Below are 22,067 nucleotides of genomic sequence, written 5' to 3' on the forward strand. Positions count from 1 at the left end.
AGATGACGAGTCTGCAAATCAAGCAGGGTGTTGTGCACTTGCAACCGCAAGTGGTGCAGGAGCGACGGCAGGCAGCCGTTCGGCGCAAGCGCTGGTTCTATCTGGCGCTGTTTGCCGTCGCGCTGGTGGCACCCATGGCGGTGTACCCGGTGTTCCTGATGAAGTTGCTGTGTTTTGCCCTGTTCGCCTGTGCCTTCAACCTGCTGCTGGGCTACGCCGGATTGCTGTCCTTTGGTCATGCCGCGTTTCTCGCGACCGGTGGCTATGTCACCGGGTTCCTGCTCAGCCACTACAGTGGCCTGGGGACTGAGCTGGGGATTCTCGCCGGCACCCTGGCCTCGGCGGTTCTGGGGCTATTGTTCGGTCTGTTGGCGATCCGTCGCCAGGGCATCTACTTCGCGATGATCACCCTGGCGCTGGCACAACTGGTGTTCTTCATCTATGTGCAGGCCCCGTTCACCGGCGGTGAGAATGGCCTGCACGGCGTGCCGCGCGGCCAGTTGTTCGGGGTGTTCGACCTGAGCAACAACCTGACGATGTACTACTTCGTGCTGGCGGTGTTCGTGTTCGGTTACGCCATCATCCAGCGCACCATTCATTCGCCCTACGGCCAGGTACTCAAGGCGATCCGCGAGAACGAGCCACGGGCGATTTCCCTGGGCTACAACGTCGATGCCCACAAGCTGCTGGCGTTCGTGATCTCGGCGGCGCTGACCGGCCTCGCCGGTTCGACCAAGACCGTGGTGTTCCAGCTGGCGTCGTTGACGGACGCGCACTGGCACATGTCCGGCGAGGTGATTCTGATGACCCTGCTCGGGGGCGTCGGCACGGTCCTTGGCCCGCTGGTGGGGGCCACCGTGGTGGTCACCCTGCAGAGCTACTTGTCCAACGGGCCGTTGGGGGAGTGGGTGCATGTGATCCTGGGGATGATCTTCGTCATCTGCGTGCTGCTGTTCCGGGTCGGCATCGTCGGCTGGGTACTCAAGCTCAGTCGCCGCAATTTCTAGGGCCTGATTCGATTCCACCGTCGTTGTGATCCGCGCAGATCCAGGTCTGCGCCGGGCGGTGGGGTTCGTCTGCTTGCAAGTGATTTCTGGAGCCCAGGGTGTTTGCCCGGGTGTGCTAACCCACAACAATAAAAAGAGAGTCTTATGCACGTCATACGTTCTGTCCGTATTGTTCAGTTGTCTGGTCTGGCCGGGGTCATGGGGGTGTGTGCTCCGGCTTCAGCCGCATTCCTGGATGACAGCAAGGCCAGTGTGGATACCCGAAACTTCTACATGAACCGGGACTTCCGCCAGTCAGGCGCCCCCCAAAGCAAGGGCGAGGAATGGGCGCAGGGTTTCATTCTGCGCTACGAGTCCGGTTTCACCGAAGGTCCCGTAGGGGTGGGTGTCGATGCCCTCGGACTGCTGGGGATCAAGCTCGATTCGAGCCCCGATCGCGCCGGTGCCACGGGGTTGCTGCCACAGGGGCCCACATCGAAAAGGGCACCGGACGACTACAGCGAGCTGGGCCTGACCGGCAAGCTGCGGGTTTCCAAGTCGACCCTCAAGCTGGGCACCCTGATTCCCAAGTTGCCGGTCTTGCAGCCCAACGACTCGCGCCTGTTGCCCCAGACGTTCCAGGGCGGCTTGTTGAACTCGATGGACCTGGAAAACTTCACGTTCAATGGCGGTCGCCTGACCCAGGTCAGCCAGCGCAACTCGTCAAACCGCGAAGACATGACGATCATGAAAGGGCCACGTCGCAACATCGTCACCGGGGCCAACGCCACCACTGACGAGTTCGACTTCATCGGTGGCGATTACAAATGGAACAGTGCGCTCACCACCGGTTATCACTATGCGAACCTGGACGGCCTGTACAAGCAGAACTACCTGACGCTGACCCACGTGTTGCCGGTGGTGGAGGGGCAGTCGCTGAAGTCCGACCTGCGCTGGGCCGATTCGACCGACGACGGTAACAGCAACGTCGACAACCGCATGCTCGGCGCCATGTTCACCTACTCGCTGGGGGCCCACGCCTTTGGCCTCACCTATCAGAAAATGAGCGGTGATACTGGGTTCGCTAACGTCAATGGCACCGACCCCTACCTGGTCAACCTGGTGCAGATCAACGATTTCGCCAATCAGGACGAGCGTTCCTGGCAAGCCCGTTACGATTTCAACTTTGCCGGCCTCGGCATTCCCGGCCTGACCTTCATGTCCCGTTACGTCAAGGGTGACCAGATCAACCTGGGCGCGGCGCCGGGCGATGGCAAGGAGTGGGAGCGCAACACCGACATCGGCTACGTGATCCAGAGTGGCCCGATGAAAAACCTCGGCTTCAAATGGCGCAATGCGACGTATCGCACCAGCTTCGCCAGCGACATCGACGAGAACCGTTTGATCGTCAGCTACAGCCTGCCACTCTGGTAAGCGCGAACAGGCCGGCCACCGTCGCCGTGGCCGGCCTGGAGGGCGGGCGGGTTATTTCAGGTACCAGCCCCACGGCTGGTCACTGATGTACTCGGTCACCTGCTTGACCTCCAGGTAGTTGTGCAACCCCCACTGGCCCAGTTCCCGGCCAATCCCGCTGTGTTTCATGCCACCCCAGGGCGCTTCGACAAAGGTCGGCTGCGAGCAGTTGACCCAGACAATGCCGGCCCGCAGCTGGTTGGCGATGCGCGTGGCGCGCTGCGGGTCGGCGCTCATGACGGCGGCAGCGAGACCGAAGCGGCTGGCGTTGGCCATCTGCACGGCCTGGTCTTCAGTGTTGAAACGCTTGATGCACAGCACTGGGCCGAACACTTCTTCGCACCAGAGGATGCTGTTGTGCCCAGGCTCATCGAAGATCGCCGGCTCCACGAAATAACCCTGGGGCAGGTGGGCCGGACGGCGGCCACCGGTCAACAGTCGGGCGCCACTGGCCAGCCCCTGGTCGATGAACCCCAGCACCTTGTCGTACTGGCCTTGACTCACCAGCGGACCCAGCAGTACGTCGGGCTGCAGGCCCGGGCCGATGGTGATCTTGCGGGTTTCCTCCACCAGTCGTTCGATCAGTCGCGGGGCGATACGCTCTTGCACCAGCAAGCGTGACGTGGCGCTGCACACCTGGCCCTGGTTCCAGAAGATCCCGAACAGAATCCATTCCACGGCCGCCTCGACATCGGCATCGTCGAACACGATGAACGCCGATTTACCCCCCAGTTCCAGGCTGATGTTCTTGATGTCGCGGGCAGCCGCCGACATGATTTTCGCCCCGGTCGGCACGCTGCCGGTAAAGGCCAGTTTGTCCACGCCGGGGTGTTCGGTCAGTGGGCTGCCGGCCTCGGCGCCAAGGCCGGTGACCAGGTTCAGCACGCCGGCGGGCAAGCCGATGCGGTCGGCGGCGGCGGCCAGTTCCAGGGCGGTCAAGGGCGTCAGTTCGGACGGTTTCAACACCACCGTGGCACCGGCGGCCAGGGCCGGCGCGACCTTCCAGGCCGCCATCAACAGCGGGTAGTTCCAGGGGATGATCTGTCCCGCCACGCCTATCGGCTCGTGGCGGATGCGGCACCGGAAGCGGGCATCCGGCAGGGCCAGCGGTTGGTCCTGGCGTTCGTCCAGCTCACGGGCAAGACCGGCGTAGTAACGAAAGCAGCCGATCGCGTCGCCGATGTCCCATTGCGCTTCCGGCAGCGGTTTGCCGTTATCCCGCACTTCCAGTTCGGCCAGTGCCGGCTGGCCACTTTCCAGTTCATCGGCCAGCACCTCCAGCCACTGCGCACGCTCGGCGCCCGAGGTCCGGCCCCAGCCGTTGTCGAACGCGCGCCGGGCAGCCCGCACCGCGTGGTCGATGTCTTCCTCGGTGCCTGCCGCCACTTGATGAAAGGCCTGGCCGGTGGCCGGGTCGATGACCTCCAGGTAACCGCCCAGGTCCGGGCTGACCCATTCGCCGTTGATGTAGAGCTGATCATGCATGGTGAGACTCCTGGCCGCCGGCGCGACGGTTTTGCAGGTAACGGGAAGTGAACAGCAGGGCCAGCGAGACACAGATGATCACGGTCGAGACCGCGTTGATCTCCGGCGTCACGCCACGGCGAATCGAGGAAAAGATGTAAATCGGCAGGGTCGTTTCGGACCCGGCGACGAAGAAGGCGATGATGAAGTCATCGAAGCTGAAGGTGAACGCCAGCAGGAAACTGGCCATGATGGCCGGGCTGATCTGCGGCAGGGTCACCCGCCAGAAGGTCTCCATGGGTGGTGCGTACAGGTCGGCCGAGGCTTCCTGCAAGGCCTTGTCCAGGGAGTCGACGCGGCTGCGCACGATGACCATCACCAGGGCCATGGTGAACAGCGAGTGGGCGGCGATCACGGTGAAAAAGCCCATGTTCAACCGGGGTACATCCGGCAGCCAACTGGCCAGCAGCGGGTTGATCAGGTCGAACAGGCTGATGAAGGCGATCAGCGTCGAGATGCCAATGACAATGCCGGGGATGATGATCGCGCAGTAGGTCAGGGCATCGAACAACAGGCGCACGTTGCGCCCGGCCCGCTGCAGGCCGAACACCGCCAGGGTGCCGAACAGGGTGGCCAGCACCGCCGAACAGAAGGCAATGAACGCACTGTGCCCCAGCGCCTCCATGATGAACGGGTTGCCGAAGGCGCGGCCGAACCATTGCACCGAGCAGCATTCGAAGGCCAGGCCACTGCGCCCGGCGTTGAAGCTGAACAGCACGATCAGGGCAATGGGGGCGTAGAGGAACAGGTACAGCGAAGTGGAATAACTGCGCAGCCACATGTCACAGGCCTCCGTCGGCAGGGTGGCCGCCATATCGCGCCACCAGCTTCAAATACAGGCCGATGATCACCAGCATCATCGCCACCAGGGTCATCGCCAGCGCGCTGCCGAATGGCCAGTTGCGCGATTGCAGGAACAGGTCGACCAGCGCATTGCCGACAAAGAACACCTTGCCGCCGCCGAGAATCGCCGGGATCAGGAACTCGCCCATCAGCAGGATGAACACCAGCATCACCCCGGTGATGATCCCCGGCGCGGACAGCGGCAGGGTGATCCGTCGAAAGCTCTCGAAGGCACTGGCGCCGAGGTCGGCGGAGGCTTCGAGCAGGCGTTTGTCGAGTTTTTCCAGGCTGACGTAGATCGGGAAGACCATCAGCGGCAAGTAGCCGTAGACGATGCCGATCAGCACCGCCCACGGCGTGTTGATCAACCGCACGTCCTCAAGGCCCAGGCTGGCCAGCAGCGCCGGAATCCCCTTGCCGCTGAGGATGAAGATCCAGGCGTAGGTGCGGATCAGGAAGCTGGTCCAGAACGGCACGATGACCAGTGTCAGCAACAGCGAGCGGTTCCTGCTGACCTTGACCGCCAGGAAGTACGCCAGCGGGTAGGCCGCCACCAGGCACACCAGGGTGCCCAGCGGCGCCAGCAACAAGGTGTTGCCGAACGCCGCGGCCCGCGAGCCAAGGTTCAGGTAGTTGCCCAGGGTGAAGCCGCCGTCATAACCGCCGACGGCGCTGCGCTCGCCGAAGCTGAACACCAGGATAATCACCAATGGCATCAGCAACAGCAGCAGGAACCACAGGGTCGAGGGCAACAGCATCAGCAGGGTGATCCGCCGGCCGAGGCTGCGCCGTGGGCGAACCCCGGCGGACAGGGCATTGCCCGGCAGCACTGTCTGCGGGTGGGTGGCGGCATTCATGGGCGACTCCTCGTTGGCCATGGCAAAGCGATCAGGCGGACTTGAAGCGGGCCATCAGCTCGGCGCGCGCCGGGCTGGTGAGTGTCGCGGCGGCACCGAACTCAAGGGGGCTCAAGGCTTCGGCAGCCGGGTACATGATCGGATCGTCGAGCATGGCGACCGGCAGCAGGGCATCCACACGCTTGTCGCCGCTGGGGTAGCCGTGGCTCAACACTTCCAGCTTGTTGTGCTGCGGGTCCATCAGGTAATTGATGAAGGCATAGGCCGCGTCCTTGTGCTCCGAGCTTTTGGGGATGGCGAAGAAGTCGCTCCACAACTCGCCGCCTTCCTTGCCCAGCTCGAACTGCATCTGCGGGTTGTCGCGGTGCAATTGCGAGGCATCGCCGGTCCAGCACATGGCCAGCCAGGCGTCGCCACTGCGCATCGAGGGCTGGATATCGGAGTTGATGGCGAACAGGTGGGGCTTGACCTGGATCAGCAGTTTTTCCGCATCGGCCAGTTCTTTCGGGTCCAGGGAGTTGAAGCTGTAGCCGAAGCTTTTCAGGGCGTTGCCGATGGCCGTCAATTGGTAGTCATGCACTATCACCCGGCCGCTGGCGGGCCCTTGGGCGGCTTCCCAGAATTGCTTCCAACTGGTGGGGCCGTCCTTCAGCTTGCCGCTGTCGTAGAGCATGCCGGTGGTGCCCCAGTTCTTCGGCACCGCATAGACCTTGCCGTCCACCGTGCCCTGGGCCATGAACTTCTGCTGGAAGGCGGCGGCATCGAAGTTGGGAATGCGCGACAGGTCCAGCGGTTCGATCAGGCCCAGGCCGACATAGGTACTGATGGTGTAGTTGGTCGGCACCAGCACGTCCCAGCCACTGCCGCCGGCCTGGAGTTTGGCGAGCATTTCTTCGTTGGAACCGAACACGCTCATGGAGACCCGGGCACCGGTGGTCTTGGCGAAGGCGTCGAGGTTCTCCTGGCTGTGATAGTTGGGCCAGGTGGCCAGCGACAGGCGATCGCCGAGCTTGGTCGTCTCGGCCGCCTCGGCGGTCGAGGTCAGCAGGCCCGGCAGGTTGCTGGCGACCACCGCCGCGGCAATGCCCAGCCCGGTGCGGCCGAGGAAATCACGGCGGCTGATCGAGCCGTTCTGCCAGCTGCGCAGGGTTTTGATAAACGTCTTCTGGTCCATGGCACGCTCCACATCGGGTTGATGAAACGAATCGATGATTTACAACGCCATGGCCAGGCCATTGGCGTGATCCCAGCCGACGCTGACCGCAGCGCCGTGTTCGAATACGTTGGCACCGTGATCCTGCTGGCGCGGCACCCGCACGCAGACCACGCCAAAGGCCTGGGTGCGCACCCGGTATTCGGTGGAGTTGCCCAGGTAGATGCGGTCTTCCACGCAGCCTTGCAGGGTCACTTCACGGGTCATGTCGGTGCTGGCGCCGGCGATGCTGATCAGCTCCGGGCGCACGGCGATGCAGCCGTCGGCGTCCGCGCTCAGGGCCCGGCCCGTGGGTGTCAGCGGGCTGGTCAGTTCCAGGCCCTGAGGGGTTCGCAGCACCACCGAGTTGCCGTGCAGCCGGTGGACCGTGCCATTGAACAGATTCGACTCGCCAATGAAGTCGGCCACGTAGCGACTGGCCGGGGCTTCATAGAGTTGTTCGGGGGTGGCGGTCTGGATGATCGAGCCGTTGTGCATCACGCTGATGCTGTCGCTCATCGACAGCGCTTCTTCCTGATCGTGGGTGACCAGCACGAAGGTGATGCCGACCTCCCGCTGCAGGCGCAGCAACTCGGACTGCATTTCCTTGCGCAGCTTGCGGTCGAGGGCGGCCAGCGGCTCGTCGAGCAGCAACACTGTGGGCTTGTTGACCAGCGCCCGGGCCAGGGCCACACGCTGTTGTTGACCGCCGGACAGTTCACTTGGCTTACGCTGGCCGAAGCCGCTCAGGCGCACCATTTCCAGGGCCTCATCGGCCATGCGCGCCTGGGTGTTCTTGTCCGGGCGCGGGGTGCGATAACGCAGGCCGTAGGCGATGTTCTGGGCCACCGTCAGGTGCGGGAACAGGGCGTAATGCTGGAACACCATGTTGACCGGGCGCTCGAAGGCGGGGACCCCGGCGACGTTTTTACCGGCCAGGCGCACCTCACCGCTGGTGGGTTGCTCGAAGCCGGCGATCATGCGCAGGGTGGTGGTCTTGCCGCAGCCCGAACCGCCAAGGAAGGAATGGAACGAGCCCCGCCGCACAGCGAAGTTCAGGCCATTGACGGCCGGCACCTCGCCATAGCGCTTGACCACATTGCAGAACTCGATATCGCTTGGCTGGCTGTCGTTCACGGTCCGGCTCCCTTGCAGTGATGAATCAGCGCGTCGAGGGCCAAACTAGCAACGAGGGTTTTACCGTGTATATATCCCTTGGGGGATAGGGGCAGCTACAAGCTACAAGCCGATGGCGCGGCTGCGATCGTCTTGCAGCTTGGCGCTTGAACCTTGCAGTTGATTATCCGTGAGCTCGCGGATGAACAGCCCCAGCAGTTCGGACTGGCTGCCGATACCAAGCTTGGCGTAGATGTTCTTGCGGTGGATCTTCACCGTGCCGGGGCTGATGGTCAGTTGTTCGGCCACCGAGGCGCTGGAGTGGCCGCGCAACAGCAGTCGGACGATTTCCTGTTCGCGGCCGGTGAGGGTGTGCGCGCCGAACTGGTCGAAGGCTTCGCGAATCTTGAAGTCCAGGTCCTGGGCCGGGCGCGGTTGCTGGGCCTGGCGTTGGCGCCAGGCTTCTCCGATGACCTGTTCGACCACGGCCTGGGCGCACTCGATCAACTGCATTTCATCGCGGCTGAAGGCGCAGTTGGCGCTGGAGCGCATCAGCGAGAGCACCGCCATGGCGCCGTCGCCCAGGTCGACGAAAAACGCCACTTCTTCGGCCAGGCCGGTTTGCTGGTAATAGGTCAGGTAATACTCGCCGAGGTAGAAGTGGTCGGGGGCGAACTGGCGCAGGCGCCACAGGCCAGGCGCCTGCCGGCGGGTGCAGGCGAGGTAGAAGGGGTCGAGCAGATAGGGTCCGCACTGGTAGTCATCGACATACACCGCGCGCTTGTCGGCGGGGAAGGTGTCGAACAAGGCCAGGGGGCGGTGGTTGCCTTCGTAGACGAACAACACGAAATGATCGACCGGGCACACCTGCCGCAACCAGTGGCTCAAGCCCGCCAGCCGTGGGTGCCCGGCGGGCAGGTCCAGCAGATGGGCGACACCGGTGGTCCAGAGTTTCAGTTCCTTGGGGCGCATGGGAGCTTCGAACAAAATGGAGTCGTCAAGACATGCACAAAATACGCCACGGCACTGGAGCCCCTTGCCTGAGGGGTAGGGCGAGGGGGCTTCGGGCTCCGGGCGCACCTGGATGGGGCGCGATGTTACCGACGGCTACAGCCTGGGTATCAGAAGTCGGCTGGCGGTTGGCTGAGTACGTGGGCGCACACCTGGCGAATGCACTCGCGCAACCAGCGGTGGGCGGGATCGGCGTCCATCCGCGGGTGCCAGATCATCGACAGGGTGATCGGGGGGACAGGCAGTGGCAGCACGAAGCTGTGCAGGCCGGCTCGCAGGTGATGGGTGTGGCGTTCGGGGACGGTGGCGATCAGGTCCGAAGCCCGCGCCAGCGCCAGCGCGGCCGAAAAGCCACTGACCAGGGTGACGACGTCCCGTGTCAGCCCCAGGGACTGGAATCGCTCGTCCAGCAGGCCTCTGGCCAAGCCCCGGCGCGACACCAGGATGTGCTGGCCGGCCCCATACCGGGCCGGGGTAACTTCGCCTCGACTCAAGGGATGGGCACTGTTCACCACGCCAATGAATCGATCCTCGAACAGGGCCCGGCTACGCAGCTCCGGGCTGGTCGATTCGCTGACCACGCCGGTTTCCAGGTCGACGCTGCCGTCGCGCAGCGGCGCGCTGTCCTTGTCGAGTTTCTGCAGGAAAAACAGGCGCACGCCGGGGGCTTCGGCACGCAGGCGGGCGATCAGGCCAGGGCCGAAATTTTCCACGAAACCGTCGCTGGTGCGCAGGGTGAAGGTGCGAACCAGTTGCCCAAGGTCCAGCTGTTCGGCCGGACGCAGCACCGCTTCGGCGTCATGTACCAGTTGCCGGACCTGTTCGCGCAAGGCGATGGCGCGCGGGGTTGGCACCAGGCTGCGTCCGGCCCTGACCAGCAGCGGGTCGCCGGTGGTGCTGCGCAATCGCGCCAGCGCCCGGCTCATCGCCGACGGGCTCAGGTGCAGCCGCTGGGCCGCGCGCGCAACGCTGCCTTCGGCGAGCAGGGCATCGAGGGTAATCAGTAAGTTCAGATCGGGCGTCGACATGCTTGTACGGTAGCACGGCCTGATCCTGACATGGCGTCTGGTGCAGGTATTGAGTGCAAGTGCTGCGCCTTCCGCCTTGTCAGCAAGCGGCATAGGCTCTGGATCACGACTTTTCTGGAGCCACTGAACCATGAATGCCATGACCCAGGCCGATACCGCTGAAGGCGCGAAACCGACACCTGCTGCCCGGTGGGCGCTCGCCAGCCTGTCGCTGTCGATGGTGTTGCCGTCACTGGATACCAGCATCGCCCATGCCGGTTTGCCGACCCTGGCCCGGGCGTTCGAGGCGTCCTTTGCCCAGGTGCAGTGGATTGTCCTGGCCTACCTGCTGGCCATCACCACCTTGATTGTCAGCGTCGGCCGGCTCGGTGATCTGGTGGGGCGCCGGCGCTTGCTGCTGGTTGGGATCGGCATCTTCACCGGCGCTTCACTGGCGTGCGGCCTGGCGTCGACGCTCGGCTGGCTGATTGCCGCCCGCGCCGTGCAGGGCCTTGGCGCCGCGATCATGATGGCCCTGACCGTGGCCTTGGTCGCTGACACCGTGCCCCAGGCCCGAACGGGCAGGGCCATGGGCTTGCTGGGGTCGATGTCGGCGCTCGGTACGACGTTGGGGCCGTCCCTGGGCGGGGTGTTGATCGCCAGTGTCGGCTGGCAGGCGATCTTTCTGGTCAATGTGCCGCTGGGCATCATCAGTCTATTGCTTGCCTGGCGATACTTGCCCGTGGACCGTCCACGCACACCACGCAACAAAGCCGCTTTTGATGCCGTGGGCACGCTGGTATTGGCACTCACGCTCGCCGCCTATGCGCTGGCCATGACCCTCGGCCAGGGCCACTTCGGCACGCTCAACGGCATTCTGCTGCTGGCCGCGGCCTGTGGCGTCGGGCTCTTTGCCTGGGTTGAGTCACGGGTTGAAGCGCCGCTGGTGTGCCTGGCGCTGTTGCGCAATCGGTCCTTGAGTGCGGGCCTTGCCATGAGCCTGCTGGTCTCGACAGTGATCATGTCGACCCTGGTGGTCGGGCCGTTTTACCTCGCCCGAGGGCTGGGGCTCGATGCCCTGGCGGTCGGGCTGATCCTGTCGGCGGGCCCCGGTGTCGCGGCGCTGACCGGGGTACCGGCCGGCCGCATCGTCGACCGTTTCGGTGCCCGCCGGGTGACGGTGCTCGGGCTCGTGTCCATGGCCCTTGCCGCCAGTGCGCTGGCGATGCTGCCGGCCCGCCTGGGGATCGCCGGCTATGTCGTGCCGATGATGGGCCTGACCGCCAGTTATGCGTTATTCCAGACAGCCAACAACACGTTGATCATGGGCGGCGTGAGTTCGCAGCAAAGGGGCGTGATCGCCGGCCTGCTCAGCCTGTCGCGCAATCTTGGGTTGATCACCGGGGCCGCGTTCATGGGGGCGGTGTTCGCTTTGGGGGCGAGGGCGCCAGACCTCAGCCGTGCGCAGCCGCAGGCCATCGTGACCGGCCTGCAGATCACCTTTGCCGTGGCTGCGGTGTTGATCATGGTCGCGTTGGTCATTGCCGGTGCCAGTCAGGTGCTAGCGCGGCGTTTCAGGGGCTAGGAGGCAGGAGAATCGGGGCTGTGACGGAAGTGGGAGCGGGCGGGTTGTCATGGGGCGAGGGAGGTGAAAGGGGGCTTGCGGCGGGGAGGTATTGCTCAGGCAACGTTGGCCTGAACAGCGGCCATCTGGGCGTTATCCCACAGCACGCGTTCAATGGCACCGACCATCAGGCTTTCCAGCAGTCGGTTGCGTTCCCAGGTTTCCAGCGGGTGCTGCGCCAGCCAGTTGGGCGCGCCGTTGAGCAGGTTGGCGATGGCGTGTCCGGTGGCCTGTGAGCGGAGGTCGGGCAGGTGCTGGGTGGTGCAGAGCAGGCGCATCAGGTGCTGTTCATAGCGCTCCTGCAACTGGCGGACGCGGGCTTGTTGATCCTCGTTCAGGCAACTGCTGTCACGTTCCACGAGGCGGTAGTGGCAGGGCATCTCCTGATGCAGGCTCAGGTGGGCCTGGATGAGGGTGTGCAGGCTGTCACGCGGCTCTCGAGGTTGCCGTTCGAGGCGGTTGAGGGTGGTCAGCAGTTCCTCGTAGAACTCCTCGATCAGGTCCAGCAGCAAGTGCTGCTTGCTGGGGAAGTGGTGATACAACGAACCTGGGGTAAGCCCCAGGTACGTTGCCAGCTCACGCATGCCGACCTGGCCGAATCCCTTGCTGGCGAACAGCTCCAGGGCCTTGTCCCGGCTCTCGGCAAAGCGTGAGCAGCGATCAGTCATAGCGATGGAAACCACGACCGGTCTTGCGTCCCAGGTAGCCCGCGGCAACCATTTCCTTGAGCAGCGGGGCAGGGCGGTACTTGCTGTCGTTGAAGCCGTCGTAGAACGCCTGCATGATCGCCAGCAAGGTGTCCAGGCCAATCAGGTCGGCCAGCGCCAGTGGTCCGATGGGCTGGTTGCAGCCCAGGCGCATGCCGGCGTCGATGTCTTCGGCGCTGGCCAGGCCTTCATCGAGCACCTGGATGGCCTCGTTGATCATCGGCACCAGGATCCGGTTCACCACGAAGCCCGGACGATTGCCGGCGGTGATCGCGGTCTTGCCCAGGGCCAGGGCCATTTCCAGGGCCAGGGCGTGGGTCGCGTCGCTGGTTTGCAGGCCACGAATCACTTCGATCAGCGCCATGACCGGCACCGGGTTGAAGAAGTGCAGGCCAATGAACCGCCCCGGCTCGTTGACGCTGGCCGCCAACTCGGTGATGGACAGCGACGAGGTGTTGGAGGCAATCACACAGTCACTGCTGACCTGGGCGGCGATCTGTTGCAGCACGCGCAGTTTCAGGTCGACGTTCTCGGTGGCGGCCTCTATCACCATTTGTGCACCGTGCAGGCTGCCGTAATCGGTATCGGTACGGATCTTGTCCAGGGCCGCGAGTTTCTGCCCTTCGCTCAGCGTGCCCTTGGCCACCTGCCGGTCGAGGTTTTTGCCCACGGTGGCCAGTGCCTTCTGCAAGGCGCTCTCGCTGATGTCCAGCAAGGTCACGTTGAAGCCGGCCAGCGCGCAGACCTGCGCGATGCCGTTGCCCATGGTGCCGGCGCCAATCACGCCGATGTGCTGCAGATTCATGCTTATGTCCTTAAACGCGTTCGAACAGCACGGCAATGCCCTGGCCGCCGCCGATGCACATGGTCGCCAGTGCATAGCGGCCCTGGCTGCGATGCAGTTCGTGGATGGCCTTGGTGGCGATGATCGCGCCGGTTGCACCCACCGGGTGACCCAGGGAGATACCGGAACCGTTCGGGTTGACTTTCTCCGGGTCGAAACCCAGTTCCTGGGCAACGGCGCAGGCTTGCGCGGCGAAGGCTTCGTTGGACTCGATCACATCCAGGTCGGCGACGGTCAGGCCGGCGCGCTTGAGTGCCAGGCGGGTGGCGGGAATCGGACCCAGGCCCATCATCGACGGTTCCACGCCGGCGTGGGCATAGCTCACCAGGCGGGCCAGGGGCTTGAGGCCTTGCTCCATGACCATCTTGCCGGTGGCGAGGATCAGCGCGCCGGCGCCGTCGTTCAGGCCGGAGGCGTTGCCTGCGGTGACGCTGCCGTCTTTCTTGAACGCAGGTTTCATGCGCTCCAGTTGCTCCAGGCTGGCATCGGTGCGTACGTGTTCGTCGGTAGCGAAGGTCACGGTGCCTTTGCGGGTGGCGATTTCAATCGGCACGATCTGCCCTTCGAAACGTCCTTCGGCAATGGCCCGGGCAGCACGCTGCTGGCTGACCAGCGCCAGTTGATCCTGGGCCTGGCGGGTGATGCCGTAGTGTTCGGCGATGTTTTCCGCGGTGATACCCATGTGGATGCCGGTGAACGGATCGTGTAAGGCGCCGAGCATATAGTCGACGGCCTGCATGTCGCCCATCCGCGCACCCCAGCGTGCTTGCGGCAGGATGTACGCGCCGCGGCTCATGGATTCGACGCCACCGGCCAGGGCTGCATCGGCATCGCCGAGCATCAGGCTCTGGGCGGCACTGACAATGGCCTGCAGGCCGGAACCGCACAGGCGGTTGACGTTGAACGCCGGGGTTTCCTTGGTCAGGCCGGCGTTGATCGCCACGGCCCGGGACACGTAGGCGTCGCGGGTTTCGGTCGGAATCACATGGCCCATGACCACGTGGCCGATGAGTTCCGGTGCCAGGCCCGAGCGCTCGATGGCGGCGCGGCTGACGGCGGTGCCCAGGTCGATGGGCGATACGTCCTTCAGCGAGCCACCAAAGGCGCCAATGGCAGAACGGACGGCGCTGACTACAAAAATATCGGAAGGGTTCATGGTGGATTCCTCGGTACGTCTTCAATTCGTTGGCTAAACATCGTGGACCGCCAGCCGCTCGCGTACTATGGGCGACGTCTGGCGGGCTGCGCTGCAAGGCCTGTTGATATGGCCGCGAGTCTAGAGTCAGGCACGCCAGTGGCCTATGCCAAAACTGTGCAAGGGTGGTGGCGTTTTTTGCCATGTTTGGATGACAAGCCAGAGAGGAACACATGCGGGAAACGGATTCGGTGGCGGTCTACTTCATGTACCCGATGCTCCATGCGCTGCGTGACCAGCCGCAGCGCCTGCGGTCTGTACTCGAAGTCGCCGGCATCGATCCGGCCCTGATCGACCAGCCGGCCGCGCGGGTGCCCGCCAGCGCATTTGCCGCCTTGTGGCTGGCGCAGATCCGCGAATTGAACGACGAATTCTTCGGGCTGGACTCCCACGGCATGCCCCCCGGCAGTTTCGCCTTGATCTGCCGCGCGCTGATCCAGGAACCGACACTGGAAAAAGCCATGCGCCAGTGCCTGGTCAACTTCGGCCTGTTCCTGCGCGACTTTCGCGGCACCTTGACGGTGCGCGGCAAGCGCGCAGTGATCAGCGTGCAGACCCAGGCCCGCGACGATGAAGTGGCGTGTTTCGCCGAAGAGACCTTCCTGGTGTTGATGATCAGCCTGCTGTGCTGGCTGGGCGGGCGGCGGATTCCCATCGACCGCGCGGACTTTCGTCATCCGCGTCTGTCCCTGAGTGACGATGCGTTGCTCTGGGGCAACAACCTGACCTTTGGTGCCGAGCGCACCGAAATCGAATTCGACAGCCGTTTTCTGCACTTGCCGGTGGTGCAGGACCTGGCCTCGCTCAAGTCGTTCTTGCGCACCGCGCCGCAATGGCTGGTGATCCGCTTCCGCAATCAGCATGGCCTGGCCTCCCAGGTTCATCAGCGGTTGCGCAACAGCCACTACAGCCAATGGCCGACCTTGCAGGCGTTTGCCGAGGAACAGCACCTGAGCCCCAGTACCGTGCGGCGCAGGCTGGAGCGCGAAGGCGGTTCGTACCAGGAAATCAAGGACGAGGTGCGTCGCGCGGTGGCGATCGAGCAACTGCGCCGGACCCCGGCGAGCATCACCGCGATTGCCGAGCAGATCGGCTTTCAAGAACCCAGCGCTTTCCATCGGGCCTTCAAGAAGTGGACGGGCGAGAGTCCGGGGCGTTACCGGGCGCGGTTCCAGGGCAAGTCGCCCGACCACCCATGAGTCGGCAAACCGTCGGGTAATCCCCCCATTGAAGGTGCCCGATGCCGGGGTGGATTGCGCTCGTGAAATTTATGCTGTAGTTTTTCATGAAATTATAAAAACATAATTTCATGGTGCCCCTATGTTCCATCAGTCCACCCAGCATGTCGCCAGCTATTACGCCCACAGTTGTGCGGCCCGTTTGCTGGCGCGTGGGGCGCTCGAGGGCGAGCACCGTACCGAGGTGGTGATCATCGGTGCCGGCTTCAGTGGTTTGCACACGGCCCTGCGCCTGGCCCTGGCGGGCAAGCGGGTGACGCTGCTGGAGGCCAGTCGCGTGGCCTGGGCCGCCTCGGGGCGCAATGGCGGGCAGGCGATTCTCGGTTGGTCGTGTGACATGCCTCCTCTGGAGGCCGCGCTCGGTCATGAGCGTGCGCGCCGCCTGTGGGACAGCATGTGCTGGGCCGCCGAGGAATTGCGCGAGCTGCCGGCCCGCCATGGCTTTGATTGCGACTATCGCCCCGGTCATCTGTGGACCTCGGTCATGCCACGGCGGGTCAGGCTGCTCACGCAGTGGCAGCATGAGGCCAGTCACAAGTGGGGCTACGATGGGCTGCAGTTCATCCCCCGCGACCAGTTGCCCCAATGGGTCGCCAGCGACCGCTATCAGGCGGGGCTCTATGACCCCGAAGGCGGGCACCTCAACCCACTGAAACTGGCCCTGGGCCTGGCCGCGGCCATCGAGCGCGCGGGCGGGTGCATCTTTGAACAGAGCAAAGCCCTGAGTTATCGAGAGGAGGGCGGTGAGTACCGGGTCACCACCGAGCGCGGCAGTGTCCGGGCGGACGTGCTGGTGCTGGCGTGCAATGCCTACCTCGACCAGCTCGATCCGCAACTGGCCAGCCGTGTCCTGCCGGTGGGTACCTACCAGGTGGCCACCGCGCCGCTGCCGGCCGGGCAGGCCAGCGCCTTGCTCCCGGGCAACGTCTGCGTCACCGATAACCAGTTCGTGCTCGACTACTTCCGGCGCACACCGGACAACCGCCTGCTGTTCGGTGGCGGCTGCACTTACCTGGGGGGCATGCCCCGGGACATCGCCGCAGCGACCCGGCCGTTTCTCGAGCGAGTGTTCCCCCAGCTCAAAGGGGTCGAGCTGGAATTCGCCTGGGGCGGGCATATCGACCTGACCCTCAAGCGCACGCCCGATATCGGCCGGCGGGGCAATCGCTATTGGTTGCAGGGCTATTCCGGGCACGGCGTGCTGCCGACCCTGGCTGCTGCCCGCGCGGTGTCCGACGCAATCCTCGGTGACGCGGATGGGCTGGCCTTGTACCAGGGGCTGAGCAATGAGCGTTTCCCCGGTGGCCAATACCTGGCGGCGCCCCTGGAAGCCATTGGCAAGGCCTGGTACCGCCTGCGTGACAGCATTTGATGAATACTCTTCGGGAAACCCTGGCATGAACAAGCAAGAAGAAATCGCCGCACTGGCGATCCTCATCCACGACCTGCGCAAGCACAAGAAGTACACCCTCAAGGAACTGGCCGACAAAATCGACCGATCCGTGGGCTTCCTGTCGCAAGTCGAGCGCGGTCTGTCACGGCCCACGGTGGCGGACCTGACGGCCATCAGCGAGACCCTGGGCGTGCCCACTACCTACTTCTACAGCTTGCCCAAGCCCAAGGTGCTGCCCTGGGTGACCCGGCCCGACGAGCGCCGCACGCTGTACTACGCCAATGGCATTACCGATATCCTCGTTTCACCGAAAATCAGGGCCTCGTTCTCCATGCTCGAAAGCCGCCTGGAAGCCGGTGCCAGCAGTGGCGAGCGGCACTTGAGCGACAGCTCGGAGCAGGGCGGCTACGTGCTCGAAGGCGAACTGACGCTGTGGCTGGACGAAGACGACGAACCGGTGACCCTGGTGGTCGGCGACAGCTTTCAACTCGACAGCCATACCCGCTGTCGCTACGGCAACCTCACTGACCAACTCACCCGCGTGCTGTGGGTTTACACCTGATGACAACACAGGAAACTTTGATGATGGACGCTGCCTGTTCCGACCTGCTGGCTGAAGTACGTGTTTTCCGCCAACGCTACCCTGAGGTGCGCTACGTCGACCTCATCTCCCTGGACATTCCCGGGCATTTCTACGGCAAGCGCTACCCGATCGAGATGCTCGAAAAAGTGGCGGCCGGCAGTGCCCTCAAGTTGCCGCAGAACTGCGTGCTGCTGGGGGTGCAGGGCGGGCTGTTCAAAATCGGCGACTACTGCTTCCACGACGGCGACCCGGACGCGGTGCGGCGCCTGGTACCGGGCACCCTCAAGCCGGTGACCTGGGAAGCGCAGCCGATCGGGCAGATGCTGATCACCTCCGACGGCACCGAAAAACCCATCGAATTCGAACCCCGCGAAGTGCTGGCACAAGTGCTGGAGCGCATGCGGCGCAAAGGCATTCACCCGGTGGTGGCGTTCGAACTGGAGTTCTATCTCTTCGACAAGCAACTGCGTGATGGCCAGCCGCAGTTCCCCCGCGATCCCCTGACCGACGATACCGACGACCAGCCGAACATGCACATCGAGCGCCTGTCACGGTTTGCTCCGGTCCTCGACGAAATGGTCGAGGCCGCGCGGGCCCAGGGCGTCGACACCACGGTGATCACCGCGGAACTTGGGCCCGGCCAGTTCGAGATCAACTTCGGCCACCTCAATGATGGCCTGCAAGCCGCGGACTGGGCCGCACTGTTCTGCCGCAGCACCCGGGGCGTTGCCCTCAAGCACGGCTATCGCGCCAGCTTCATGGCCAAGCCCTACCTGCAGCACCCGGGCAGTGGCATGCACGTGCATGTCAGCCTCTACGATGGCGAAGGCCAGAACCTGTTGGCCGCCAACCAGCAACAGGCCCTGCGCCATGCCGTGGCCGGCTGCCTTGAGCTGTTGCCCCACTGCATGCCGATCTTCGCCCCGAACCAGAACGCCTTCCGCCGCCTGGGCGGCACCGTGAACGCGGCAACCCAGGCCAGCTGGGGCTTCGAAGACCGCGACGCCTGCGTGCGGATCCCCGAGTCGGACAGCAAAAACCTGCGCATCGAACACCGCCTGGCCGGCGCCGACGCCAACCCCTACCTGGTGCTGGCGGCGATCCTGGTCGGGCTGGAACAGGGCCTGGAAGCCGGCCGCGAACCGATCCCACCCCTCAACGAAGACCGTAACAGCGGCATCGACTTCCCCCTGGAAATGCTCGAAGCCGTACGTGCCATGCAGCATCAACCGCAGCTGCGCCAAGGCTTGGGGGCGGAGTTCGTCGACGTCTATTGCGAGAACAAGCGCCAGGACCACCTGGCCTTCCAACAGGAGATAAGCGCCCGGGAATATCGCTGGTATCTCTAGCAAGCGCCGGAGTGAACGATGGTTCGGCCACCATGGCCGAACCATAGCGTTGACCGGGTTAGAGTTTTTTTACTTCCCGTTCTTGACATGCCCCGAGAAGCAGTCCAGAATTGCGTCCATTCCTGATTAGGGAACGAGAAAAACCCTTTAGATTTCAAAGGGTTGGAAGTAGATGCAAATCTAGATTCCCTCTCCAGTTTGTATGTGTTTGATGTTGCTTTTAGGGCATCTGACATTTGAGGCCGAGTAGCAAAATGGTTATGCAGTGGATTGCAAATCCACCTACGCCGGTTCGATTCCGACCTCGGCCTCCACTCTTAAAAACCCCGTAGCTCAATGAGTTACGGGGTTTTTTATTGGCTTCAGGAAAGGCATCGCTTCCGCAATTATTGCCATCGCTTCCGCAACCTGACCTTATCTCGTCGGGCTTACGACCTCTCCGACGCGGCGATAGACCTTCTTCGTCATCTCTTCGGTCGAGTGCCCAAGTAGCCTACTGGCCTTGCTGATATCTTCGATTTCACTGGCTGCCTTTGGGCGGATATCTCTGAACTGAAACAGTCTGATACTTGCGGCCAGCGCGACATCACCGCTCGCAGCAGCCTTTACTGCCGCCGTTTCCCTGGCTTCGTCCCAGCGGTTGCGTAACATCTGTTTGCTCATACGCAGACCCGCTTTGTTGGTGATCAAGGTTGACGTCCTGACCCCCGCGTCGGTCTTCCTTTTCAGAAGGTCATCTAGGAGCGTGCTGAGCGCTGAAACCTCCTCGCCTTCTTGCAGTTTGATTCGAAGTCGCTTCTGCGTCTTGCCCTGGCCTACCGAGAGAAAACCATTGTTCAGGTCGGTAGCGGATGATTTCAATACGTCACTTGGGCGCTGTCCGGTTAGATACGCCAGGTCCATTGCGTCCTTGAGCTCCTGTGGTGCGACCTCGTAAACGGCATCCCATACAACGTCGCCGGCGTAGAAGTCGCGAGGAGTTTCTTTGTTCCGTCTCAAGCCGGTGCAAGGATTCGCCTTGTCTGTCAGCCCCCATTCCCTGGCATAGGTCCAAACGGTGGAGAGTAGGGCTAATTCACGGTTCGCCCTGACTTTTGCTGTCCTTGTGTCACGGTATTGCGCCACCTGCTGCGGCGTCATTGCGTCCACGGGAGCATCTTCGAACGCTTTCCTTAGCTGCTTCATACCCTTCGTATAATCATCCCTGGTCCCCTTTGTTAACCCGGGCATGACCTTGCTTTCATAGTCGTCGAAAAGGCGCACCATCAAATGCGATGGCTTGGGAACCGCCTTGCGATCAAGGCGCGCCCACTCCACCTTCGCTTCATCAAGGTCGGTACCCAGCGGGGTTTCGACTCGTCTCCCATCTGCGCTCTTGCCGCAGTAGTAATAGCAAACTAGAACCTTGCCGCTCTTCATTGTCCTGATCCGCCGAATCATTCGCGGCGGCAGGTCCAGATTCGCCGCCTTTTTCTTTCGCATTGATCAGCTCACTTTCGACAGGTCAAGGGTCCAGGTCTCGGCAACGGCATTCGTTGCTGAGGGTTTCACGCCGGCCAACTTGAGCCTGGCGTAAACCCGGCCGACGACTGGCCGTCTAGCACCGGTCAAAACATACTCCCAACCGTTTTTCGAGAGCCATCCGGCCTGGCGCGACGGGATTTGGTAGCCCGTGATAGCCGCCAACTCTTCTTCGGCGAGGGTTTCACTTTGAATTTCCATGATTTGCTCCATGCCGCGCGTGGCGGCAGAAGGTGGTTTGTCGAAATCTGATGAAGGGAGTGAGTCCGGTCCTGCGGGTGAGCTACTGTTGATGCGTTCGCCTCACCAGCGGCTGTCGAATCAGCCCCCTTCCTGAGGTGGCTGGTGGGGCGAGCTCTATTGCCGTTTCATGAACGTGATCCCGTGATTTTTTAACGCTGATTCGGATCACCTAGTTGACGTGCCCAGCGTGCTGTTGCTTCAGAGGAAACTTGTTTTCTGTGGGCATGGGGCGTCCTATGCCGGGGCGGTGGTGTGAAGTGAGTTTGTGGTCTATGTATCTATGTCGAATTCAGGCTGAGAGGAGACCGACATGAGATTGCAAAGCGATATCGATGCACTCGCGGCAATCGAGGAAGACGCTCAAATGATGCTTAAGTGGTTGGGGATTCCCGACGACAAGCAGAAACTAGAGGTCGTTATTTGCTTGCGGCAGATCATTGACCTTGCCACCTACAGGAAGGCGATTGACCAACTTACTGAGCCATCAGCGCAATAGGTGAGGGGGGGTCAGGCGGCAATTAGAATGATCGCCGCCTGATTATTACTTGGGATCGAAAGCGCCCAGAGAAAGAGATGCGTTGCTACCGATCTTGTCTTGTAGAACCGTCTTGAACTCCTGCGCGATATCTTCACGCTGAACTTCCTCGCCAACCCAGCGCAGTTTCAGCACTGGCTGGGCACCGCTGGTAATGACCGAAACCCGCAGGTTGATCCATTGTTCGGTCAGACCTTCGAAGGGGATTACGTTGAACAGCAGGGAAGTTGGTAGCGTTTCTTTGCTGCGGGCCTCGATTTGGTCCAGGGTGCTGCGGCTGGCGCTGGTCTCGCTGACGGTGTGGTCCGATTCGGATGCTGCCTTGATGGTGATGGTGCGCACCGCGGCGATGGCCTTGGCGATGCTCATGCTGCCGCCTGCCTCATCCATGGCGCTCAGGTACTGGTGCCAGTCTTCGATCCAGTCACTCAGGTCTTTCTGTGTCATGGCGCGGCTGCCGATCGCCTGGACCGCCTTGTAGCCTGCGGATGATTTTAGTTTCAGTATCGCGCGGTCGTCGGCGTGGCCTGGCACTGCATCGTTGCCCAGGTTGAACAACAGCGTGCAGGTCATTTCATCCTGATCGATAAAACCCTTGGCATCAGGAACCGCTCGGGCTGCAACGTATGCGCTGAAGTCAGCCAGCGAGTGGGTGGAGTAGATGCCACGGAAACGGCTACGGCCGGCCTGCCACTTTTCCAGGGTGACGACTTGGCAGCCTTCGGGCAGTACAACGGTCGGTGTGTGGGTGGCCAGACTTTTGCCGGTCGCCTCAAGTGCGGTATCGGTGATGTGCTGGATCGCTTCTTTGCTCAGAGACATTTAT

Annotated in this window: 21 protein-coding genes and 1 tRNA gene; 9 read left to right on the forward strand and 13 right to left on the reverse strand. The window is 62.9% G+C overall.

Annotated elements, in window-relative coordinates; all coding sequences use genetic code 11:
* The first annotated feature begins 2 nt into the window (after positions 1 to 2).
* Together CKW25_RS24350 and CKW25_RS24355 are read left to right on the forward strand one after the other, a co-directional pair.
* Complete coding sequence (locus CKW25_RS24350; RefSeq protein ID WP_095083323.1) at positions 3 to 1,007, forward strand: branched-chain amino acid ABC transporter permease; 1,005 nt, start codon at positions 3 to 5, stop codon at positions 1,005 to 1,007.
* 198 nt (positions 1,008 to 1,205) lie between these two features.
* Positions 1,206 to 2,420 carry an OprD family porin gene (locus CKW25_RS24355; protein ID WP_256578022.1) on the forward strand — a complete coding sequence of 405 codons (1,215 nt, stop codon included), beginning with the start codon at positions 1,206 to 1,208 and terminating at the stop codon, positions 2,418 to 2,420.
* Between the two features lie 51 nt (positions 2,421 to 2,471).
* On the opposite strand, the gene CKW25_RS24360 is transcribed toward CKW25_RS24355, so the two are convergent.
* The 7 genes from CKW25_RS24360 to CKW25_RS24390 all read right to left on the reverse strand — a co-directional run bounded on the left by CKW25_RS24360 (position 2,472) and on the right by CKW25_RS24390 (position 10,030).
* Positions 2,472 to 3,944: an aldehyde dehydrogenase family protein gene (locus tag CKW25_RS24360; protein WP_095083326.1), complete on the reverse strand. Its 1,473-nt coding sequence runs from the start codon at positions 3,942 to 3,944 to the stop codon at positions 2,472 to 2,474.
* Positions 3,937 to 4,764, reverse strand: coding sequence for an ABC transporter permease (locus CKW25_RS24365; protein ID WP_095083371.1), 828 nt, complete (start codon positions 4,762 to 4,764; stop codon positions 3,937 to 3,939). Before CKW25_RS24365 ends, CKW25_RS24360 begins: the two co-directional genes overlap by 8 nt.
* Position 4,765: 1 nt before the next feature.
* Complete coding sequence (locus CKW25_RS24370) at positions 4,766 to 5,683, reverse strand: ABC transporter permease (RefSeq protein WP_095083328.1); 918 nt, start codon at positions 5,681 to 5,683, stop codon at positions 4,766 to 4,768.
* A gap of 31 nt (positions 5,684 to 5,714) precedes the next feature.
* Entirely contained in the window at positions 5,715 to 6,857 is a 1,143-nt protein-coding gene (locus tag CKW25_RS24375; RefSeq protein WP_095083330.1) for a PotD/PotF family extracellular solute-binding protein, read from the reverse strand.
* Positions 6,858 to 6,896: 39 nt separating this feature from the next.
* The gene (locus CKW25_RS24380; protein WP_095083331.1) at positions 6,897 to 8,012 is read right to left on the reverse strand and encodes an ABC transporter ATP-binding protein; all 1,116 of its coding nucleotides are present in this window, start codon (positions 8,010 to 8,012) and stop codon (positions 6,897 to 6,899) included.
* A gap of 102 nt (positions 8,013 to 8,114) precedes the next feature.
* Positions 8,115 to 8,963, reverse strand: a complete 849-nt coding sequence (locus CKW25_RS24385; protein WP_095083333.1) for a helix-turn-helix transcriptional regulator — start codon at positions 8,961 to 8,963, stop codon at positions 8,115 to 8,117.
* Between the two features lie 149 nt (positions 8,964 to 9,112).
* On the reverse strand, positions 9,113 to 10,030 hold the full coding sequence (locus CKW25_RS24390) for a LysR family transcriptional regulator (RefSeq protein ID WP_095083335.1): 918 nt from the start codon (positions 10,028 to 10,030) through the stop codon (positions 9,113 to 9,115).
* Between the two features lie 130 nt (positions 10,031 to 10,160).
* On the opposite strand from CKW25_RS24390, the gene CKW25_RS24395 reads away from it, so the two are divergent.
* Positions 10,161 to 11,594 (forward strand): MFS transporter, encoded by a 1,434-nt coding sequence (locus CKW25_RS24395; protein WP_371855203.1) that lies wholly within the window; start codon positions 10,161 to 10,163, stop codon positions 11,592 to 11,594.
* Positions 11,595 to 11,689: 95 nt separating this feature from the next.
* Here CKW25_RS24395 and CKW25_RS24400 read toward each other — a convergent pair whose 3' ends face one another.
* From CKW25_RS24400 to CKW25_RS24410, 3 genes are read right to left on the reverse strand one after another with little or no spacing between them, the layout of a single operon-like run.
* Positions 11,690 to 12,301: a TetR/AcrR family transcriptional regulator gene (locus tag CKW25_RS24400; protein WP_095083337.1), complete on the reverse strand. Its 612-nt coding sequence runs from the start codon at positions 12,299 to 12,301 to the stop codon at positions 11,690 to 11,692.
* Positions 12,294 to 13,145, reverse strand: a complete 852-nt coding sequence (locus CKW25_RS24405; protein ID WP_095083339.1) for a 3-hydroxybutyryl-CoA dehydrogenase — start codon at positions 13,143 to 13,145, stop codon at positions 12,294 to 12,296. Before CKW25_RS24405 ends, CKW25_RS24400 begins: the two co-directional genes overlap by 8 nt.
* 10 nt (positions 13,146 to 13,155) lie before the next feature.
* Positions 13,156 to 14,340 carry an acetyl-CoA C-acyltransferase family protein gene (locus CKW25_RS24410; protein WP_095083340.1) on the reverse strand — a complete coding sequence of 395 codons (1,185 nt, stop codon included), beginning with the start codon at positions 14,338 to 14,340 and terminating at the stop codon, positions 13,156 to 13,158.
* Positions 14,341 to 14,552: 212 nt separating this feature from the next.
* On the opposite strand from CKW25_RS24410, the gene CKW25_RS24415 reads away from it, so the two are divergent.
* From CKW25_RS24415 to CKW25_RS24435, 5 genes are all read left to right on the forward strand, one after another.
* Complete coding sequence (locus CKW25_RS24415) at positions 14,553 to 15,578, forward strand: AraC family transcriptional regulator (RefSeq protein WP_095083342.1); 1,026 nt, start codon at positions 14,553 to 14,555, stop codon at positions 15,576 to 15,578.
* Positions 15,579 to 15,699: 121 nt separating this feature from the next.
* Complete coding sequence (locus tag CKW25_RS24420; RefSeq protein ID WP_095083343.1) at positions 15,700 to 16,989, forward strand: FAD-binding oxidoreductase; 1,290 nt, start codon at positions 15,700 to 15,702, stop codon at positions 16,987 to 16,989.
* A 25-nt stretch (positions 16,990 to 17,014) separates the two neighbouring features.
* Positions 17,015 to 17,572, forward strand: coding sequence for a helix-turn-helix domain-containing protein (locus CKW25_RS24425; RefSeq protein ID WP_095083345.1), 558 nt, complete (start codon positions 17,015 to 17,017; stop codon positions 17,570 to 17,572).
* A gap of 23 nt (positions 17,573 to 17,595) precedes the next feature.
* Positions 17,596 to 18,942 carry a glutamine synthetase family protein gene (locus CKW25_RS24430; RefSeq protein ID WP_095083375.1) on the forward strand — a complete coding sequence of 449 codons (1,347 nt, stop codon included), beginning with the start codon at positions 17,596 to 17,598 and terminating at the stop codon, positions 18,940 to 18,942.
* Between the two features lie 240 nt (positions 18,943 to 19,182).
* Positions 19,183 to 19,256 (forward strand) — tRNA-Cys (locus tag CKW25_RS24435).
* A 100-nt stretch (positions 19,257 to 19,356) separates the two neighbouring features.
* Here the strand turns inward: CKW25_RS24435 and CKW25_RS24440 are convergent.
* Both CKW25_RS24440 and CKW25_RS24445 read right to left on the reverse strand, forming a co-directional pair.
* Positions 19,357 to 20,424: a tyrosine-type recombinase/integrase gene (locus tag CKW25_RS24440; protein ID WP_095083347.1), complete on the reverse strand. Its 1,068-nt coding sequence runs from the start codon at positions 20,422 to 20,424 to the stop codon at positions 19,357 to 19,359.
* 3 nt (positions 20,425 to 20,427) lie between these two features.
* A complete protein-coding gene (locus CKW25_RS24445; protein ID WP_095083349.1) occupies positions 20,428 to 20,664 on the reverse strand; it encodes a DUF4224 domain-containing protein in 237 nt (78 codons plus the stop codon).
* 352 nt (positions 20,665 to 21,016) lie between these two features.
* On the opposite strand from CKW25_RS24445, the gene CKW25_RS24450 reads away from it, so the two are divergent.
* Positions 21,017 to 21,202 carry a hypothetical protein gene (locus tag CKW25_RS24450; protein ID WP_095083351.1) on the forward strand — a complete coding sequence of 62 codons (186 nt, stop codon included), beginning with the start codon at positions 21,017 to 21,019 and terminating at the stop codon, positions 21,200 to 21,202.
* Between the two features lie 45 nt (positions 21,203 to 21,247).
* Here the strand turns inward: CKW25_RS24450 and CKW25_RS24455 are convergent, their stop codons facing one another.
* Positions 21,248 to 22,063 (reverse strand): YfdQ family protein, encoded by an 816-nt coding sequence (locus tag CKW25_RS24455; protein ID WP_095083353.1) that lies wholly within the window; start codon positions 22,061 to 22,063, stop codon positions 21,248 to 21,250.
* Positions 22,064 to 22,067 lie beyond the last annotated feature (4 nt).

This window comes from Pseudomonas sp. Irchel s3h17, assembly GCF_900187505.1.
Classification (GTDB): Bacteria; Pseudomonadota; Gammaproteobacteria; order Pseudomonadales; family Pseudomonadaceae; genus Aquipseudomonas.

Coding starts and splice junctions, on each gene's coding strand:
- CKW25_RS24350 (WP_095083323.1), top strand. CDS start 3: ATGACGAGTCTGCAAATCAAGCAGGGTGTTGTGCACTTGCAACCGCAA.
- CKW25_RS24355 (WP_256578022.1), top strand. CDS start 1,206: ATGGGGGTGTGTGCTCCGGCTTCAGCCGCATTCCTGGATGACAGCAAG.
- CKW25_RS24360 (WP_095083326.1), bottom strand. CDS start 3,944: ATGCATGATCAGCTCTACATCAACGGCGAATGGGTCAGCCCGGACCTG.
- CKW25_RS24365 (WP_095083371.1), bottom strand. CDS start 4,764: ATGTGGCTGCGCAGTTATTCCACTTCGCTGTACCTGTTCCTCTACGCC.
- CKW25_RS24370 (WP_095083328.1), bottom strand. CDS start 5,683: ATGAATGCCGCCACCCACCCGCAGACAGTGCTGCCGGGCAATGCCCTG.
- CKW25_RS24375 (WP_095083330.1), bottom strand. CDS start 6,857: ATGGACCAGAAGACGTTTATCAAAACCCTGCGCAGCTGGCAGAACGGC.
- CKW25_RS24385 (WP_095083333.1), bottom strand. CDS start 8,963: ATGCGCCCCAAGGAACTGAAACTCTGGACCACCGGTGTCGCCCATCTG.
- CKW25_RS24390 (WP_095083335.1), bottom strand. CDS start 10,030: ATGTCGACGCCCGATCTGAACTTACTGATTACCCTCGATGCCCTGCTC.
- CKW25_RS24395 (WP_371855203.1), top strand. CDS start 10,161: ATGAATGCCATGACCCAGGCCGATACCGCTGAAGGCGCGAAACCGACA.
- CKW25_RS24400 (WP_095083337.1), bottom strand. CDS start 12,301: ATGACTGATCGCTGCTCACGCTTTGCCGAGAGCCGGGACAAGGCCCTG.
- CKW25_RS24405 (WP_095083339.1), bottom strand. CDS start 13,145: ATGAATCTGCAGCACATCGGCGTGATTGGCGCCGGCACCATGGGCAAC.
- CKW25_RS24410 (WP_095083340.1), bottom strand. CDS start 14,340: ATGAACCCTTCCGATATTTTTGTAGTCAGCGCCGTCCGTTCTGCCATT.
- CKW25_RS24415 (WP_095083342.1), top strand. CDS start 14,553: ATGCGGGAAACGGATTCGGTGGCGGTCTACTTCATGTACCCGATGCTC.
- CKW25_RS24420 (WP_095083343.1), top strand. CDS start 15,700: ATGTTCCATCAGTCCACCCAGCATGTCGCCAGCTATTACGCCCACAGT.
- CKW25_RS24425 (WP_095083345.1), top strand. CDS start 17,015: ATGAACAAGCAAGAAGAAATCGCCGCACTGGCGATCCTCATCCACGAC.
- CKW25_RS24430 (WP_095083375.1), top strand. CDS start 17,596: ATGGACGCTGCCTGTTCCGACCTGCTGGCTGAAGTACGTGTTTTCCGC.
- CKW25_RS24440 (WP_095083347.1), bottom strand. CDS start 20,424: ATGCGAAAGAAAAAGGCGGCGAATCTGGACCTGCCGCCGCGAATGATT.
- CKW25_RS24445 (WP_095083349.1), bottom strand. CDS start 20,664: ATGGAAATTCAAAGTGAAACCCTCGCCGAAGAAGAGTTGGCGGCTATC.
- CKW25_RS24450 (WP_095083351.1), top strand. CDS start 21,017: ATGAGATTGCAAAGCGATATCGATGCACTCGCGGCAATCGAGGAAGAC.
- CKW25_RS24455 (WP_095083353.1), bottom strand. CDS start 22,063: ATGTCTCTGAGCAAAGAAGCGATCCAGCACATCACCGATACCGCACTT.